Annotated in this window: 16 protein-coding genes and 1 pseudogene; 14 read left to right on the top strand and 3 right to left on the bottom strand. The window is 37.3% G+C overall.

Features of this window, described 5'->3' with window-relative positions; genetic code table 11:
* The first annotated feature begins 64 nt into the window (after positions 1–64).
* The gene (locus H8S07_RS04435; protein ID WP_186855515.1) at positions 65–1,804 is read left to right on the top strand and encodes a recombinase family protein; all 1,740 of its coding nucleotides are present in this window, start codon (positions 65–67) and stop codon (positions 1,802–1,804) included.
* 226 nt (positions 1,805–2,030) lie between these two features.
* Here H8S07_RS04435 and H8S07_RS04430 read toward each other — a convergent pair.
* Positions 2,031–2,393 (bottom strand): annotated as a pseudogene (locus H8S07_RS04430) (ATP-binding protein); the annotation flags it as partial.
* A gap of 314 nt (positions 2,394–2,707) precedes the next feature.
* Between H8S07_RS04430 and H8S07_RS04425 the strand changes: the two are divergent.
* The 5 genes from H8S07_RS04425 to H8S07_RS04405 all read left to right on the top strand — a co-directional run bounded on the left by H8S07_RS04425 (position 2,708) and on the right by H8S07_RS04405 (position 8,000).
* Positions 2,708–3,841, top strand: coding sequence for an ROK family transcriptional regulator (locus H8S07_RS04425; RefSeq protein ID WP_330598513.1), 1,134 nt, complete (start codon positions 2,708–2,710; stop codon positions 3,839–3,841).
* 399 nt (positions 3,842–4,240) lie between these two features.
* The gene (locus tag H8S07_RS04420; protein ID WP_186855514.1) at positions 4,241–5,269 is read left to right on the top strand and encodes a zinc-dependent alcohol dehydrogenase; all 1,029 of its coding nucleotides are present in this window, start codon (positions 4,241–4,243) and stop codon (positions 5,267–5,269) included.
* A gap of 9 nt (positions 5,270–5,278) precedes the next feature.
* Positions 5,279–5,671 (top strand): VOC family protein, encoded by a 393-nt coding sequence (locus H8S07_RS04415; RefSeq protein ID WP_186855513.1) that lies wholly within the window; start codon positions 5,279–5,281, stop codon positions 5,669–5,671.
* 18 nt (positions 5,672–5,689) lie between these two features.
* On the top strand, positions 5,690–7,054 hold the full coding sequence (locus tag H8S07_RS04410) for an MFS transporter (RefSeq protein ID WP_186855512.1): 1,365 nt from the start codon (positions 5,690–5,692) through the stop codon (positions 7,052–7,054).
* Positions 7,038–8,000 (top strand): carbohydrate kinase family protein, encoded by a 963-nt coding sequence (locus H8S07_RS04405; protein WP_186855511.1) that lies wholly within the window; start codon positions 7,038–7,040, stop codon positions 7,998–8,000. Before H8S07_RS04410 ends, H8S07_RS04405 begins: the two co-directional genes overlap by 17 nt.
* Positions 8,001–8,378: 378 nt before the next feature.
* Here H8S07_RS04405 and H8S07_RS15015 read toward each other — a convergent pair whose 3' ends face one another.
* Positions 8,379–8,861 (bottom strand): tetratricopeptide repeat protein, encoded by a 483-nt coding sequence (locus H8S07_RS15015; protein WP_186855510.1) that lies wholly within the window; start codon positions 8,859–8,861, stop codon positions 8,379–8,381.
* A 140-nt stretch (positions 8,862–9,001) separates the two neighbouring features.
* Between H8S07_RS15015 and H8S07_RS14620 the strand changes: the two genes are divergently transcribed.
* Both H8S07_RS14620 and H8S07_RS04395 read left to right on the top strand, forming a co-directional pair.
* A complete protein-coding gene (locus H8S07_RS14620; protein ID WP_004844681.1) occupies positions 9,002–9,136 on the top strand; it encodes a hypothetical protein in 135 nt (44 codons plus the stop codon).
* A gap of 265 nt (positions 9,137–9,401) precedes the next feature.
* Positions 9,402–10,343 (top strand): Abi family protein, encoded by a 942-nt coding sequence (locus tag H8S07_RS04395; protein ID WP_186855509.1) that lies wholly within the window; start codon positions 9,402–9,404, stop codon positions 10,341–10,343.
* Positions 10,344–10,412: 69 nt separating this feature from the next.
* Here H8S07_RS04395 and H8S07_RS04390 read toward each other — a convergent pair whose 3' ends face one another.
* The gene (locus H8S07_RS04390) at positions 10,413–10,598 is read right to left on the bottom strand and encodes a hypothetical protein (protein WP_186855508.1); all 186 of its coding nucleotides are present in this window, start codon (positions 10,596–10,598) and stop codon (positions 10,413–10,415) included.
* 169 nt (positions 10,599–10,767) lie between these two features.
* Here H8S07_RS04390 and H8S07_RS04385 point away from each other — a divergent pair, with 169 nt between their 5' ends.
* From H8S07_RS04385 to H8S07_RS04365, 6 genes are all read left to right on the top strand, one after another.
* Complete coding sequence (locus H8S07_RS04385; protein WP_186855507.1) at positions 10,768–13,740, top strand: TOTE conflict system archaeo-eukaryotic primase domain-containing protein; 2,973 nt, start codon at positions 10,768–10,770, stop codon at positions 13,738–13,740.
* A 40-nt stretch (positions 13,741–13,780) separates the two neighbouring features.
* Positions 13,781–15,481 carry a recombinase family protein gene (locus H8S07_RS04380; protein ID WP_186855554.1) on the top strand — a complete coding sequence of 567 codons (1,701 nt, stop codon included), beginning with the start codon at positions 13,781–13,783 and terminating at the stop codon, positions 15,479–15,481.
* A gap of 285 nt (positions 15,482–15,766) precedes the next feature.
* Positions 15,767–16,657, top strand: a complete 891-nt coding sequence (locus H8S07_RS04375) for a LysR family transcriptional regulator (RefSeq protein ID WP_138376322.1) — start codon at positions 15,767–15,769, stop codon at positions 16,655–16,657.
* Positions 16,658–16,815: 158 nt separating this feature from the next.
* Positions 16,816–17,004, top strand: coding sequence for a hypothetical protein (locus tag H8S07_RS14390; RefSeq protein ID WP_243175965.1), 189 nt, complete (start codon positions 16,816–16,818; stop codon positions 17,002–17,004).
* 10 nt (positions 17,005–17,014) lie between these two features.
* Positions 17,015–17,503 carry a DUF4405 domain-containing protein gene (locus H8S07_RS14385; RefSeq protein ID WP_330598510.1) on the top strand — a complete coding sequence of 163 codons (489 nt, stop codon included), beginning with the start codon at positions 17,015–17,017 and terminating at the stop codon, positions 17,501–17,503.
* Positions 17,504–17,520: 17 nt separating this feature from the next.
* Positions 17,521–18,447, top strand: coding sequence for a prolyl oligopeptidase family serine peptidase (locus H8S07_RS04365; protein ID WP_186855506.1), 927 nt, complete (start codon positions 17,521–17,523; stop codon positions 18,445–18,447).
* Positions 18,448–18,555 lie beyond the last annotated feature (108 nt).

Below are 18,555 nucleotides of genomic sequence, written 5' to 3'. Positions count from 1 at the left end.
GAGTGTTGCGTTGTAAGATTATATCAACACTACGGTAGGAACACAAAAAGAAAGGGGCGGTGAAATGGAAGTTGAAATCATTAAGGCTAAGGGTGCTGGTGAGGATACTTCTACGGGAAGAAAGATTGATAGATTAAGAGTTGCCGCATATTGTCGTGTTAGTACTGATGATGAAGATCAGATTAAAAGTTATAATTCAATGGTCAGATATTACACGGACTTGATAAAGAGTAATAAGCAATGGGTTTTTGCAGGAGTTTTTGCTGATAAAGCAATTACAGGCACGAAAACAGATAAAAGAGAAGAATTCCAATTACTGATTCAGGAATGCCTTTCAGGCAATATTGATCTAGTGATTGCAAAAAGCATTCCTAGATTCGCACGAAATACATTAGATACATTAAAATATGTAAGAATGTTAAGAGAGAGGAATATAGCGGTATATTTTGAAGTCGAAAAAATTAATACGTTAAAAGATGGAGAATTTTTACTGACTATTTTAAGTTCTGTTGCACAGCAGGAAGTGGAAAATACATCTGCATATGTAAAAAAAGGTTTGAAAATGAAGATGAAACGTGGAGAACTTGTTGGTTTTCAGGGCTGCCTTGGATATGATTACGATGTAGTAACAAAGTCGCTGTCTATTAACGAAGAAGGTGCGGAAACGGTCCGATACATATTTGACAGATATGTTGCAGGTGCTGGAAGTACGATGATTGCAAGAGAACTGAATGAACAGGGAATTTCAACTGTTAAAGGAAATCCGTGGACTTCTTCAAGTGTAATGGGAATTATTAATAATGAAAAATACAAAGGTGATATTTTATTAGGAAAAACCTTTACAGTAGATCCGATATCAAAAAGAAGGCTGGAAAATCTTGGAGAAGAAGATCGGTTTTACATCAAAAATCATCATGAACCGATTGTATCAGAAGAAAAATTTGCAAGAGCTCAGGAGATACGGGAACGCCGTAATGGAGGACGCAAAAAGGGAGTAGCACCTGGAAAACGAGAAAAATTCAGTAGACAATATGCTTTTAGTTGTATGCTTGAATGTGGATTTTGCGGTGCAAATTTATCAAGGAGAAGGTGGCATAGCAGTTCGAAATATACAAAAACTATTTGGCAATGTGTAGAATCAACAAAGCATGGTAAAAGGTTTTGTCCAGATAGTAAGGGAATTCCAGAGCAGGTTATAGAAGATGCTTTTATTGAATCTTACCGTATGTTATGTACAGATCATAAAGACGTGTTAGAGGAATTTATTAAGAGAGTCGAGAAAACTTTATCAGAGGACTCGATAGAAGATAAAATTGAAAAACTCAATAGAAGTGTTTATAATATTCAATATAAGAGAAAAAAGTTGCTGGAAAACTATTTAGAAGGTGTTGTGGCTAAAGACATTTATGAGGAAACAGATGTGGGATATGAAAAGAAATTGTCTGAAACAAAAGCACAGTTAAGTATGTTGGAACAACAATATGACAATGAAGGCAGCTTGCAAAGAAGACTGGCAGATTTCAGAAAAGCATTGTCAAAAAATCAGATTTTAGAAGAATTTGACAGAGGAATATTTGAAAGTATCATCGAAAAAGTTATTGTCGGTGGTTACGATGAAAATGGAGAGAAAGATCCCTATAAAATCATTTTCATATATAAAACAGGATTCAAAAATGAAATTGGAAACGCAAAAGAACGATTTGGGAAGAAATCAAAAGCAGTAGAAAAAGCGAAAGAAATGTGTTCCCATATCGTAGACGGGGTAAAGGATGTGTGTTCCTATGTTAGTGACAACACATGTTGAGAGCGTAGTTCTGTTGACTAAAGTACAGAAGTAAAAGTGTGAAAATGCTTGAAATATAAGGCTTTTCCGAGGATTTGGAAGTAAATCCAGGTCCTCGGATTTTTTGCGTTTTAAGGGCTGAAAAGCTATTGATTTTTATAGGTTGATAGATAGAAGTGTTGATTTAAGGTTGGGCAGACAAAAATATTGATTTTAGCTGTCCGTATTTTGGCACACGTCTTATGGTATTCAGCTCTGATAAAGTGAGATTGGTCGTTATGATCAGGGGCTTTTTACTGCGGTAACGACTGTCGATTACATTGAATACCTGTTCCAGTGCAAAGTCAGAGTTCCGCTCAATTCCGAGATCATCAATAATCAGAAGACTGTAGCGGTTTAAGCTGTTGATGAACTGGTTTCTGTCTTCAAAAAGCATTCCGGTAAGGGTATTCAGAATCCGGAAAAAGTTGGTCATCAGTACAGGAACGCCTTTTTCCAGAAGGGCATTGGCAATGCAGCCTGCAAAAAAAGATTTTCCAGTACCGACATCACCCCAGATGAGAAGTCTAGAAGCGTTTGCTTTCATCTCTTCCCAGTTGCTTACATAATTTTCGTATTGATTGATTCAGCAGGTCGTATCGGTGTGGTACTGCTTTGCTGTGGGATAAGCATACGAAAATCGGAGGAAAAAGGCATTGAGGGGAAATTGAGCTGGAATTGAGTGAATGTTTGGAAAGTTGTAAAATTGAATTTCCTTTTTGGCAAAGAATTACCACAGTAATTATGAGGAGATAACGTGAATGAAAAATATAGTGATTGGGTATCCGGCAAATTTGATTCTTAAAAGTAGCATTTTTAAATGCAGCAAATTTTTATTATAAAACATTACTTTACAAGAAGAATAGAAAAGCATATAATTCTTTTATAAAATATTTAATAAAAGAGGATAAGAAAACGGGAAATAAAGATAAAAGAAATATAACAAGAAAAAAAATAATTAATTATGTGCTGAACAATCATGTCACATCCAAGGCAGAAATCGCAAAAGAGTTAAACTTGAGTATGCCGACTGTATTAGCAAATGTGAATGACTTGTTAGAAAAAATGGTGTTGGAAGAAACTGGGGAATATGCTTCGACCGGTGGACGGAAGGCAAAAAGTATAGGGATTAATAAGTCGTACTGTCATGCAATGGGAATTTTGATTACAGCGAATCATATAGAAATGGTATTAGTAAATCTTGGAGAGGAGATTATAAAAAAGGATCGCATCCGTTTAAAATTTACGGCAGAATTATCCTATTGTACAGAGGTGGCACAAAAGGTCAAAACTTTTCTTGAAGGCGAATTAGCGAAGGATACGCTACTTGGGATTGGAGTGGCGATTCCGGGAATCATTGATCAGAAAGAACGGATCGTTTTAAAATCTCATGCTTTAGGCATAGAGAATTATAGTCTGCGCTTTTTAGAGCAGGCTCTGGAAATTCCAGTATATTTTGAAAATGATGCTAATGCTGCAATGCTTGCAGAAAAAAAGCAAAAGTATCCAAATGCGATATATCTGTCTTTGAACCATACCTTAGGAGGCGCATTCTGCATAGATGGAAAGCTGTTTCGAGGGCAGAACCAGAAAGCAGGGGAGTTTGGTCACATGATACTCGTTCCCGGTGGAAGAAAGTGTTATTGTGGTAAATCAGGATGTGCGGATGCATATTGTGCTGCAAGTGTACTGACACAAGATAACAGGCAGTCACTGGATGCATTTATGAAAAAAATTGAAAGTGGTGATGAAAAAATTTTGCAGACATGGAATGAGTATCTGGATCATCTTGCTGTTTTGATATCAAATCTGCGGATGGCATATGATATGGATATCATACTAGGAGGTGATGTGGGAGGGGTATTGTCAGATTATATGATACCACTGGGAGAAAAAGTGATGGCATATAATGGCTTTGAGCATGATGTTTCATACTTGAAAAATTGTTCGTATAAGAAAGAAGCGTCGGCTGTTGGAGCCGCGAAATACTTTTTTACAAAACATATGGTAGAATTGTAAATTTTTTGAACGCAGATAAGCAGTCCACCGCATCTGATGCGTAGGGCATTAAGCGTAGGGCAAGGGGATGTTTAGTCTGTTGGAGTAAAAAACTCCCACTGACAGGTTGCAAAGTGAATGCAGATGTCCGCTTTATATGTGTGAAAAACGAGAAGTTGTGTAAAATTAGAAAAAGATATTATAGAAAAAACGGAAAGAAAACAATAACTACGGTTTCCTTTCCGTTTTTGCGTGTTGATTGTGAAAAATACACAAAAAATGTATTTTGAAATTATGAAATATATAAAATTATGAAAAAACATATTGACAAATCGTGTTTACAGGGCAATAATGTAATCACTTTAATAAAACATTTGATAAAACATAAAATAAAATAATATAAAAAAGGAGAAATCAATTATGTTACAGCAGATAATGACAAATCCAGGAGAAATTATTTTCAGAGAGATTCCGGTTCCGGAGGTAAAGGAAAATCAGGTGTTGGTAAAGATTATGAATATTGGTGTTTGTGGATCAGATATTCATGTTTATCATGGAAAACATCCGTTTACAAAATATCCGGTAACACAGGGACATGAGGTTTCCGGTGAGATTACAGAACTTGGAAAAAATGTCACAGAGTTTCATGTGGGACAGAAGGTGACAATAGAGCCGCAGGTATATTGTGGACACTGCTATCCATGCCGTCATGGAAAGTATAATCTCTGTGAGGAATTAAAAGTAATGGGATTTCAGACGACAGGAACAGCATCTGAGTATTTTGCAGTGGATGCATCGAAAGTAACACCGATTCCAGAAGATATGTCCTATGAAGAAGGAGCTATGATCGAACCTCTTGCGGTGGCAGTCCATGGTGTAAAACAGATGGGCGATGTGGCTGGCATGAATATTGCAGTCCTTGGTGCAGGACCGATCGGAAATCTTGTAGCACAGGCAGCAAAAGGAATGGAGGCAGCGAAAGTGATGATCACAGATATCAGTGATCTTAGACTGGCAAAGGCAGAAGAATGTGGGATTGATGTGTGTGTGAATACCAAAAATAAAGACTTCGGTGAGGCAATGGTTGAAGCATTTGGACCGGATAAGGCGGATGTGATTTACGACTGTGCCGGAAACAATATCACAATGGGACAGGCGATTAAATATGCAAGAAAAGGAAGCACGATTGTACTGGTAGCTGTTTTTGCAGGAATGGCAGAAGTAGATCTTGCAGTGGCAAATGACCACGAACTTGACATTAAGAGCACGATGATGTACCGCCATGATGATTACATAGATGGAATCAGACTGGTAAATGAGGGCAAAGTTCATTTGAAACCGCTCATCTCAAAGACATTTGCTTTTAAAGATTATCTGAAGGCATACCAGTATATTGATGATAACCGCGAGACAACGATGAAAGTAATTATCAATGTCAGTGAAAAGTAAGGAGTTAATATGGAAAATAAATATGGAATTGTCGGAGTTGCCCATATCGGGCTTCCGACAAACGATTTACAGAAAACAGTTGAGTTTTATAAGAGTCTTGGATTTGAAGTAATTATGCAGTCCTATAATGAAAAAGCAGGGGAAAAAGTGGCATTTTTACAGATAAAAAATTACTGTATAGAGACTTTTGAAAATGGACAGGCGGCAATGGCAGACGGTGCATACCAACATGTAGCACTTGATGTGGAAGACATTGAAAGTATGTATCAGAAAATTTGTAATGAAAAATACACAGTTATTACAGACGGAATCGAAGAACTGCCATTTTGGGAAAATGGTGTGAGGTTTTTTATGATTAAGGGACCAAATGAGGAAAGAATAGAGTTCTGCCAGAAACTCTGATAAAAACAGGAGGGACATATGGAAAGCGAAAACAAAAATGGAAAAATACCGCTGATCAGTAAGATTGCATATGGGTTTGGTGATGTTGGATGTAATTTCAGCTGGATGTTCGTCAGTAATTTTCTGATGATATTTTATACAGATGTGTTCGGAATCAGTATGGCGGCTGTGTCAGCACTTATGCTTTTTTCAAGATTCTGGGATGCAATCAATGATCCAATTGTCGGGGGACTTACGGATAAAACAAAATCGAGATGGGGACGGTACCGTCCATGGCTGTTAATAGCGGCACCAATTACAGCGATTCTTCTTGTTATGACATTCTGGGCAAGACCCGACTGGCCGCAGAATGGAAAGATCATTTATATGGTAATTACATATTGTCTGCTGGTTTTGGGGTATACCTGTGTGAATATTCCGTATGGAACCTTGTGTGGTGCTATGACACAGGATATTGATGAACGTGCAAAAATAAATACATCCCGTTCGGTTGCAGCGATGATTGCAATTGGTGTGTTAAATATTATCACAGTTCCACTGCTCAGCAAATTCGGCAGTTATAGTGCAAAGACAGGATATCTGACGGTTGCGGTCATATATGGATGTATTTTTACAGCCTGTCATTTCTTCTGCTTTGCGAAGACGAAAGAGACAGTGATTACTCCGGAAAAAGAAAGGATTTCTGTAAAGGTACAGTTGAAAGCAGTCATGCAGAACAGACCATATCTTCTTGCATTGGCAGGACAGATACTATTTGGATTTACATTATATGCTAGAAACGCAGATATTCTGTATTATTTTACATATGTGGAAGGAAATGCCTCCTACTACACAACTTATTCGATGTGCATCATTATTCCTTCTATCATCGGGGCAGCCTGTTTTCAGCCAGTATTCCGCAAGTTGAATAACAAAGGAAGAACAGCATCTCTCTTTGCTTTATTTACAGGAATTTCAATGCTGTCTATGTTTTTCTTCAATGCCAAAGAATCACCAGCAATTTTTTATGCATTATCTGGTCTCACACAGTTTTTTTTCTCTGGATTTAATACCGCAATCTATGCAATTATTCCAGACTGTGTGGAATATGGGGAGTGGAAAACCGGACTTAGAAATGATGGTTTTCAGTATGCATTTATTTCACTTGGAAATAAAATCGGAATGGCAGTTGGAACAGCACTTTTAGCAGGATTACTTGGAAAATATGGTTATATTGCAAATCAGACACAAAATGCAACTGTACTTTCAATTATGAAACATGCATTTACGACGATTCCAGGTGCACTTTGGATTGTGACTGCGGTTGTATTATTTTTCTACCGGTTAAATAAAAAACGTTATAACGAGATTGTGGAGGAACTGAAAAATGGAAGAAAAAGTTGATATCGTGGCATTGGGAGAATTGCTGATTGATTTTACGGAAGCAGGACACAGTCGGGATGGGAGGAAATTGTTCGAACAGAATCCCGGAGGTGCTACGGCAAATCTTCTAACCGTTGCAAGCCACTTTGGGTATCACACATCTTTTATTGGAAAAGTTGGAAACGATATGCATGGTAAATTTTTAAAGAAGACATTGCAAAAGGAAGGAATCAATACAGATGCTATTGTTGAAGACCCGGGTTATTTTACAACGTTGGCATTTGTGGAAATCGGTGAAGGTGGAGAACGGAATTTTTCTTTTGCAAGAAAACCGGGTGCAGATACACAGTTAAAAAAAGAAGAACTGGATCAGACATTAATTTCAGGTTGTAGAATTTTTCATTTTGGATCATTATCGCTGACAGATGAACCGGCAGAAAGTACAACGATTGAAGCGGTAAAAATGGCAAAAGCAGCGGGTGCACTTATTTCCTATGATCCGAATTACCGACCGTCTCTTTGGAAGAGCAAAGAGGATGCAGTGAAAAAAATGAGATCTGTCATAGAATTGGTAGATGTCATGAAGGTATCGGATGAAGAGAGTACTCTGTTGACAGAGGCGAAAAGTTATGAGCAGGCTGCAGATCAACTCCTTGCCATGGGACCAAAGCTGGTTGCCATTACATTGGGAGAACAGGGCGTTCTTATGGCAACAAAAAACAGAAAAGAAATCATCAAAGCATTTCAGATACATGCGGTCGACACGACTGGGGCAGGTGATTCATTTTGGGGAGGCGTATTATGCAGTATCCTTTCTATGAATAAGAATGTTGAAAAAATGGAATGGGAAGAAATCAAAAAGTGTGCTGTTTTGGGAAATGCAGTTGCTGGATTGTGTGTGCAAAAGAGAGGGGGAATCCCTGCGATTCCGACGAAAGAGGCGGTGTTTGAATTTATGCAGAAATAATGAATGTATATGAACAAACTCGGGGCTGTAAAAATTCCCCTATTTTTAATAATGATATAAGCAGGAAAACTTTCAAGATTGCTTCTGCCTGCATTTTTATGTAAATTACGAATAAGTTTTATTCCCTGGGTTCTTCTCTCCACGTACATAATGCCGTAAGCATTGGTATCAGAGATTTCCATTTTTCAGTAAAACTATGGTCATCTTTGTCATCATCCTTGTAATCAAGAAGATCCCCATCGTATAGACGCTCCTTATCATTCAATTGACCATTAGTAAAAAAATCAGTAGCATAGAGCGTTAATGATTATTAGCATGAAAATACTTTCTACCAAAAGTGATAGTAAAGCAACGGCGGACAATTTGTCCGCCGCAAAATTATGCCTGTTTTGTTAAAGAACTTGATATCTGTTGTCCAAGAAAGGAACCAACTTGTGGATATAACTCCTGAATCTCCTGATATTTTGCTTCAATCATTTCTGGCTCATCAGCCCAGATCTTTTCATATATTTTGAAAGCTTTTTTAAAATGTGTTTTGGCTTGAGGAAGATTGGCCGTCATCAGATAAATGGTTCCAAGGGTTTCCTGTACTTTGGCATAATCCAGACAGTCATCGGAATGGTATTCCTTGATGATGCCGGATAATTTTTGCAATTCGGAGATTCCTCTTTCGGGTTCCTGCTGTTCTGCCAGCTTTTTCTGATTACTGGGTTTGGAATAATAGGCAGATATTTTGGGACTGATCTTTGCTTGACCGGTCAGCCAACGACAAACCAGACCATTATCCATAGAAAAATCCTGATTTGCCGGATCATCCATAAAATCTTCAAATAATTCGTATAAAAAATCAGGCTGACTCATTTGATTACTTTCGCTGATATGATTTTTTTAGCAAGTGCTAATAGAAGAAAAATCGCATCGATTCAATTAATTTCTATTCAATGTGGTTTTCCGGCAGGTTCTGTAAAATAAGCTCAGATCAACAATAACGGGAGGAGCTTATGCAACAGAATATTGAATTTGAGCGGTGCATTGATTTTCTGGTACGGATGATTGATAAGTACGGCGAAGAAGTCCTCCGGGAGTTGGAGGAAGAAAAACAGAATAAAGAAGAAAAAGAAGCGGCAGTTTCCTGAAATACAAAATGTAAATCAGACTGTCGCTTTTTCATGTATTTTTAAATCGAATAAATTTTAAAAGCTGATAAAAAAGAATGATAATTTGGAGAAAAATAGCATAAAATAATTTTGGGCTGATATGACAGAGAATGTTTTGGCATATTGACAGAACATTTAAAATGACGTATACTAAGCTCAGTGATCGTTCTGTAGAAACTTGCGAAGCCTACAGGCGGGGGAGAGCCTGCGGGTCTCTCCCTCTTTTGTTTTAAGGAGAAATGAGATGCAGACACCGAAAAAATTCTCTTCTTTTAGTGACCAGGTTTCCTGGATCAGTGATGAAAAGGGAATAAAAATAAAAGACAGAGAATATGCGGAAGAGATGTTACGCCAAATAGGATATTTTCCTCTTATGGGAGGATATAAACATCTTTTTAGAATATCAAACACAAAAAAATATAAAGCAGGAACAAGTTTTGAAGAAATAGTCAGTCTGTATAAGTTTGATGCAGAGCTTAGAGAGTTGTTCTTTAAATATTTACTGCAGATTGAGCGACAGATGCGTTCTTTGATGTCATACTATTTTACTGAAATGTATGGAGCAGAGCAGAAGCAGTACCTGGATGCTAATAATTATGTAAATACAAAAAGAAATCATGCAACAATCGTAAAGTTGATAGCGACCTTGAAACGGGCAACAACGACCACAGATTATACATATATCAACTATTACCGCAAGACCTATGGTGAAATTCCATTATGGGTTTTGGCAAATGTACTTACGTTTGGAAACTTATCAAAAATGTTCCGAGTGTTTCCGCAGTCCTTAAAATCAAAAGTATCAAAAAACTTTGAACCTTTGAATCAGCATCAGATGGAACAGTTTCTATCTGTTCTCACTAAGTATAGGAATGTATGTGCCCATGGGGAACGACTGTTTACATACAGAACAGTAGATGCTATTGCGGATACACCGCTTCATAAAAAACTTTCATTACCACAGAGCGGTAATCAGTACGAAAAAGGAAAACAAGATTTGTTTGCTGTGGTGATTGCTTTTAGATATCTATTACCTGGAAAAGATTTTCTGGAATTTAAAAGAAAGCTTATAAAAGAGATTGACCGAGTAAACAGAGAAGTAGAGCATATAAGTGAAGCTGAATTATTGAATAAAATGGGTTTCCCGAAAAATTGGAAAAATATTACCAGATACCATTTAAATTAAAAAAAATCCTCTAAGAGATAGTGAAACACCTATTGTCTTAGAGGATTTTTTATTGAAGAATTTTAATATTTAAGAGTTTGTTTTTTTTCTTTTTGACATTAAAGATAAGATTTCTTGTGGGTTTGTCAACTGACGTCCGGGAAGTGTCTGCTTTGGTGTGCGGTCACGGTCGGCTTCGCCAATCGCTGCAATAAAAAGTTTTACGCTGTTTGGATTGGATATGACAAAATTATGAGTAATACTTGAAGTAGCCATACGAACACCTCCTCTTTTCGGGTTTTTTGTGTATTAATTATACGATCGACAGAGAAATGCGTCAATAGAAAAAATAAGTATTGGAAATAGTTGGTACAAGTATTAAAATAAAGTTGGGACACAAAATAAAGGTTATATTACGAAATGATAAGAATTGTAGGTGGAAGGTTTGAACATAGAAGCATATGATGCGGATTCATTGAGAAAGATGGTTAGGTTGCTTGAATATGAGAACAAGATATTAAAAGATAAATTGAAGAAAGCAGGCATTTCATATGAAGAGGTGAATCCTTTTGAAGAAAAAATAGAAAGTGCAGAAGAATATGACCTGGATCAAGGAAATCGTATTGTAAATCCACCGTATATTACAGAGAAAATGGCAATACATTTCTTTTCGATGTTTTGGGGAAGAGAAGATGTATATGCCAGACGGGGAAAGAACGGGGGGGATTTTCCACAATGTGCAAATCGTTGGAATGACCGGCTTTGTCCTAAACAACGTAAAGAGAAGGTATTTTGTGATGAATGTGAAAATACCAAATGGATAAGTCTGGATGTAAAAAAAATAATTGCTCATTTGTTAGGCACAAAAGAAGATGGATCAGATGTAATAGGTGTATATCCTTTACTGCCAAATGGAACATGCAGATTTATTGTATTTGATTTTGATAATCACGAAAAAGGAGCAGAGGTTACGGACTTTGCAAATACGGATAATGAGTGGCATAAAGAAGTGGATGCGCTTAGAAAAATGTGTGAGCTTAATGGTATCAGACCTTTAGTTGAGAGATCTCGATCTGGAAAAGGTGCCCATGTATGGATTTTCTTTAAAAAGGCAATACCTGCGGCAACAGCAAGGAATTTTGGATTTCTCCTGTTAGACAAGGGTTCAACTTCCATCAATCTGAAATCTTTTCATTATTATGATAGAATGTATCCTTCGCAGGATGTGGCAAGCAGCATAGGTAATTTGATTGCATTGCCATTACAGGGGCAGGCACTTAAAAATGGAAATAGTGCTTTTGTAGATGAAAATTGGAATGCATATCCTGATCAATGGGATGCTCTTTTCAATAAAACAAAAAAGCTGGGAATAGAAGATGTTGAACAATGCATGGCAAAATGGCAGGTAGAATTAGCAGAAGTCAGAGGAACGCTTACTAATATTGAGAAGAATGTCAGACCAAAACCATGGAAGAAGAAATGTGAGTTTTGTAAGTCAGATGTTGTGGGCAAGCTTCATATGGTATTGGGCAATGGAGTTTATATTGATACTCTGAATCTTATGCCAAGAATACAAAATCAGGTCCGTAGTTTGGCGGCATTTGATAATCCGGAATTTTACAAAAATAAAAGGCTGGGATATTCTAATTATTATAATTTCAGTGCTGTATATTTAGGTAAGGATATAGATGGATATATACAGATTCCGAGAGGACTGCGGGAAAATATTATACAGGAATGTGAAAAAGCAGGCATTTCAGTTGATGTTTCAGATCAAAGAGAAACAGGACAACCTATCAGAGTATCTTTTAAAGGTGATTTGCGAATGCAACAGGAATTAGCAGCAGAAAAATTATTATCACATTCAGATGGGGTTTTGAGTGCGGCAACTGCATTTGGAAAGACTGTAGTATGTAGTTACCTTATTGCAGAGCGAAAAGTAAATACGCTCATTTTGCTGCAAAGTAAAGATTTGCTTAATCAGTGGGTTGATGAATTGAATCATTTCTTAGAGATAAGAGAAGAACCACCGGAATATGAAACAAAAACAGGAAGAAAGAAAAAAAGAAATAGTGTGATAGGCGTTTTGCACGGAAATAAAAATACATTGACAGGGATTATAGATGTTGCAATGGTTGGTTCAATGTACAGCAGAGGAAAATTTAATGAACGGATTAATTCTTACGGAATGGTAATTATGGATGAATGTCATCACGCAGCTTCTAACACATCTATGGAATTATTGCAGAAAATAAATGCAAAATACGTATATGGTGTTTCTGCTACACCTAAACGTGGTGACAGTCTTGATCGGATCATCTATATGCTGTTAGGACCTTTGAGACATAGATTTACTGCATTGGAGAGGGCTAAGGAGCAAGGGATTGGACATTATTTTGTCCCAAGATATACAAGAGTAGTTGATACTGCAGAAAGCAAGGATAATATTAATAAAGCATATAATTTGATTAGTACCAGTAAGGTGCGCAATGAAATGATTATAGATGATGTTATAACTTGTGTTGCAAGAAAACAAACTCCTGTAATTTTAACAAGATTTAAGGAACATGCAAAATTTTTACATGATGCCTTAAAGGAAAAAGCAGATCATGTATTCCTTCTATATGGGGATAATTCGGATAAGGAAAATGCTGAAATAAGAGTAAAATTAAAGCAGATACCTGAAAATGAATCGCTTATTTTGGTGGCAACTGGTCAGAAAATAGGAGAAGGGTTTGATTTCCCAAGACTGGATGTATTAATGCTTGCAGCACCTGTATCTTTTGAAGGACGCTTGGAACAGTATGTAGGTAGATTAAACAGAGATTATGTCGGAAAAGAAGCCGTTTATGTGTATGATTATATTGATTCGCATGTGCGTTATTTTGATAAAATGTATGCAAAAAGATTGAGAACATACAGGAAGACAGGATTTTCAATCTGGACACAAGAGTTGCAACCTAAACAAATAATAAATGCAATATTTGATTCTGTAAATTATACCGAAAAATTCGAGCAAGATATTGTAGAGTCAGAAAAAATGGTGGTAATTTCCAGTCCGGATATCAGACAGGATAAAATTGACAGATTTTTATTACTAATCAAGAAGAGACAGGAAGTAGGGGTAAAGGTCACTGTTATTACAACAGATCCGGAAGATATTACTTACGCAAAGTCAGATGTATGTTATGAATTAATCAGAGCAATGCAATTGGTAGGAATAAATGTGATAACAAGAACAGAAGTAGAAGAATGTTTTGCCGTTATTGATGATGAAATAGTATGGCATGGCGGGATGAATCTACTTGGAAAAGCTGATGTCTGGGATAACTTAATGCGTATCAGAAATTCACAAGTTGCAACGGAATTGTTGGAAATTGCTTTGGGATGTTCTGAGGAGAGGAGGAAAAGTGAATAAAAAGATAAAATGTGATACCTATACCAGAGTATCCACAACCATGCAGGTAGATGGCTACAGTCTGGATGCTCAGAAAGAAAAACTCAAGAGATATGCGGAATTTCAGAACATGGAAATCGTAAATGAGTATTCCGATGAAGGTAAATCTGGAAAGAGCGTAGAGGGCAGACCGGAATTTCAGAGAATGTTGGATAATATTGAGAATGGCACAGATGAGGTGCAGTTTGTACTGGTGTTCAAGCTTTCCAGATTTGGTCGTAATGCGGCAGATGTTTTAAATTCTTTGCAGCGGATGCAGGATTTTGGAGTGAATCTGATCTGTGTTGAAGATGGAATTGACAGCTCAAAAGATAGTGGAAAGCAGATGATTTCTGTTCTGTCTGCGGTGGCAGAGATTGAACGGGAGAATATCCTTGTTCAGACAATGGAGGGACGTAAGCAGAAAGCCAGGGAAGGAAAATGGAACGGTGGATTTGCTCCATATGGCTATGAATTGGTAAATGGAGAATTGCAGATTGCAGAGGATGAAGCGGAAATTATTCGTTTGATCTATGATAAATTTATTCATACCAATATGGGAATCTCTGCGATTGCTTCATGGCTGAACCAGCATGGATATAAAAAGAAAAAACGACAGAATAATACACTGGACGCATTTGCCGCATCATTTATAAAAGGCGTTCTGGATAATCCGGTATACTGTGGAAAGCTGGTTTATGGACGAAGGAAAAACGAGAAAGTTTCTGGTACAAGAAATGAATATCGCATTGTAAAGCAGGAAAATTATATGCTGCACGATGGTATCCATGAAGGGATTATTTCGGAAACAGACTGGGAGCTGGCTCATCAAAAACGGGAAAAAACAGGTGTGAAATATGAAAAGATACATAGCCTCGATCATGAGCATATTTTATCCGGAATATTGAGATGTCCGTTATGTGGAAGCGGTATGTATGGAAACGTGAACCGAAAGAAAAAGAAAGACGGAACCTTATATAAGGATTATTTCTATTATGCCTGCAAGCATCGTCGCCTGGTAGATGGTCATAAATGTGGATATCGTAAACAATGGAGCGAGGAGAAGATTAACAATGCAGTGGAAGAAGTTATTCGGAAGCTGGTGAAGAATCCGAAATTTGAAGAAGCAATTCTGAATAAAATCGGTTCAAGAATAGATACAGAAGAAATAGAAAAAGAGATTGAAAGACTGGAAAAACAGCACAGGCAGCTGACCGGAGCAAAAGCAAGACTTGGACAGCAGATGGATAGACTGGATATCATGGATAAATTTTATGAGAAGAAATATCAGGATATGGAGACAAGGTTATACCGTTTGTATGATGAGATTGAAGGCGTGGAGAACAGTATAGAAGAAGTCAAGAACCGCCTGTTGAATATCCGGCAACAGAAAATATCAGAAGAAAACGTCTATCAATTTCTTTTATATTTTGATAAACTATATGATAAGTTCACCGACCTGGAGAAGAAAGAATTTCTTAACAGCTTTGTAGAACAGGTGGACATTTACGAGCAGGAGCAGCCAGATGGCAGATTCCTGAAGCACATGAAGTTCCGTTTTCCGGTGTATTTTGGAGACAGAGAGACACAGGAACTTTGTTGGGACAACGAAAGTACCGTTGAGACAGTATGTTTATTGTCCAAACTCCACGAAGCGAAGCATCATGTGAATGTGAGACCTGACATGGACGAGATGGATTTAACGGCGGCTGTGAGGCGCTAAAGGTCCAGGGAACCTTTGCCCAGCGCGGACCGAAGCGGAGCGTAGACAGGCTACTTATGAGGAGATAAAGAAGTATGTTGCAGAGTATAATGATGGGATGAAGGTATCTAATCTGTAGATTGCACAGGTGAAGAGAAAGTGTGGAATTGAATTAGCGGAGAATTTTAATATTCCTAGGTCAGAGGGAGCAAAGCAACCACAATGTCCGAAGGAGAAAGAAGAGGCAATTATTGGGGCACTGAAAGCATTTCAGATGATTTAAAATCACAAAGAGGAGTGAATTACATGATGTATAATCCACAACTTGATACATTTATCTGCGTTGTAGAAGCTGGAAGTTTTAGTAAAGCGGCAGAAGAATTATATATAAGTGCACCTGCGGTTATTAAACAGATAAATTCTTTGGAAAACAGCTTAGATTTGCAATTATTTGAAAGAACACACAGAGGTCTTATTATTACGGAAGCTGGTAAATCGCTCTATCAGGATGCAAAATATCTGATTCAATATTCAAAAGAATCGTTGATACGGGCGCAGGAAGCAATGAATCATAATGAAGAAATCATTCGTGTTGGAATATCTCCGATGACGCCACCGGAAGTTTTTGTGGAACTTTGGCCTAAGATACAGAAAATATATCCGGAGATGAAGTTTAAATTGATTACATTTGAAAATACACCAGAGAATGCAAGAGAGATACTGGCTAATATGGGAAAGAATATTGATGTGATAGCTGGAATCTTTGATGAAACAATGCTTGAACTCAGAGGCTGTGATGGCACTGAGATTTCAAGAGAACCATTTTGTGTGGCGGTATCAATTCATCACAGGCTTGCAAAAAAAGAAAAAATTACACTTGATGATCTGGCTGGAGAAAATCTTATGCTCATGCGAAGAGGATGGAGTTATTATGGCGATATGCTAAGGGATGATATGATGAAAAATCATCCTGAAATCAATATTGTAGACTTTAATCTGTACAATGTAGAAGCATTTAACCGATGCGAAAACAATAATGAGGTATTACTGGCATTCAAGAGCTGGGAAAGTGTTCATCCACTGATCAGAATCATTCCAGTAGAGTGGGATTATACTATGCCGTTTGGAATTCTTCATTCGAAAAAACCGTCCATTAAGGTTAAGCGGCTGATAAATGCTATTAACAAGGTAAAATAAAAATTGAATACATGCGAGTAGAAACCTAAAGGTTAATACTGAATAACAAAACGAGACTTCTAATGGAGTCTCGTTTTGTTATACTTTGGCTGAAGTGAAAAGGGAGGATACTATATGCAGATAAAGACAATATGAATGCTTTAGATAAGAGGTAGGATATGAAAAATAAACGATTTACAGCAAAAATATTGATAGATATAGGAATGACGATATGTTTGCTTCTTCTTATGCCATATAGTCTGCTCAGCGAGATTGCACATGAGTGGATTGGTATGGCGATGCTTGTGCTTTTTATTTCACATCACATACTGAATCATAAATGGGTGACCTCTGTAAGGAAAATATAATGCGTTCAGAGTGATACAGACAGTACTGGTTATCATCATGCTTATTCTTATAATGGGTTCCATGATAAGTGGAATATTATTGTCAAATCACATATTTAAATGGATAAAGATTTCCGGAACATATATGACAGCCAGACAGATACATATGTTTTGCGCATACTGGGGACTGGTGGTGATGTCATTACATCTCGGATTTTATTGGAATATAGCGGTAGCAATGGTAGGACGATTATGGGAACATTTATCCGTCATCAGAACATGGGCAGCAAGATCTGTCGCAACCACAATTGCAGGTTATGGTTTATATGCATTTTACAGGAGACAGATAGGAGATTATCTGATTATGAGGATGCATTTTATATTTTATGATTATGAAAAGGGGATCTTTCCTTTTCTGCTGGATTATCTGGCAGTAATGATATTGATAGCATTTATTGGATATTATAGTGGAGTGTTTCTAAAGAAAACAGGTAAGAGAAACCGAAAAGGTTCATACTGAAAGAAGGTGGTGTATTTATGGAAAAGCGGAAATTAGTACTTACAATTATTGGAGTTGTTATTTTAGCAATGGTAATCATGGTATATATCTACTTTTTAAAACTCGGCAGGGATGAAAAGAAGAATCAACAAACAATAAACCAGGTACAGACCGTACAGCAGAAGACAGATGAGAAAAAAGAAAATACAGAAAAAAATACATCCGGAGATGAATTGGAAAATGTTACGCCGGGAAGCGAAGAATACCGGGGCTTCCTCCTGGATAATGTTCTTCATTCTCCAAATGAAGGGGACATTCATTACAATGTATATATTCCGGATGCATATGACAGGACAAAGGAATATGCACTATATGTAACATTACCCGGATATCAGGGATTATATTTTCAGGGCGTGGGAGAAAATATCCGGACAGAAGATTTTGGATTTGAAGCACAGAAGTATATTACCGATATGATTATTGTAGCTCCACAGTTAAATGACTGGGGACAGACATCAGCAGATCAGACAATTGAACTGACACAGTATTTTCTGACGCATTATATTATTAATCCATCGAAAGTATATATTAATGGTTATTCCGGAGGAGGAGAAATCCTGTCACTGGTATTGGCAAAGCAGCCGGAATTATATACAGCGGCACTTATGTGCAGCTCTCAGTGGGATGGTGCATATGAGCCGGTTGTGGAGATGAAAACGCCGGTATATTTTGTGATTGGCGAAAGCGACGAATACTATGGATCAGAACCTTTTAAAGAGGCATACCAGCAGATACATGAGCTTTACAAAGAACAAGGATTATCGGAATCAGAGATTGATAAACTGGTGGTACTGGATGTAAAAGATAAAGATTACTTTGAAGGAACACCGGTCACTTATCAGCATGGCGGTGGCTATCTGTTTTGTCGTGACAAAGAAATTATGGGATGGCTGTTCAATCAGTAAGAACCAGAATAAACCGAAAGGTTAAGACTGAAAAACTTATCGAAACTTCTCAAAGGAATCTATCAGTATTATAGTATGAATGTAAGATGAATGAAAGAAAACAAGGAG

It is taken from the genome of Dorea hominis, assembly GCF_014287705.1.
Lineage (GTDB): Bacteria > Bacillota > Clostridia > Lachnospirales > Lachnospiraceae > Dorea_D > Dorea_D hominis.
This window is presented reverse-complemented; position numbering and strand designations above follow the sequence as displayed.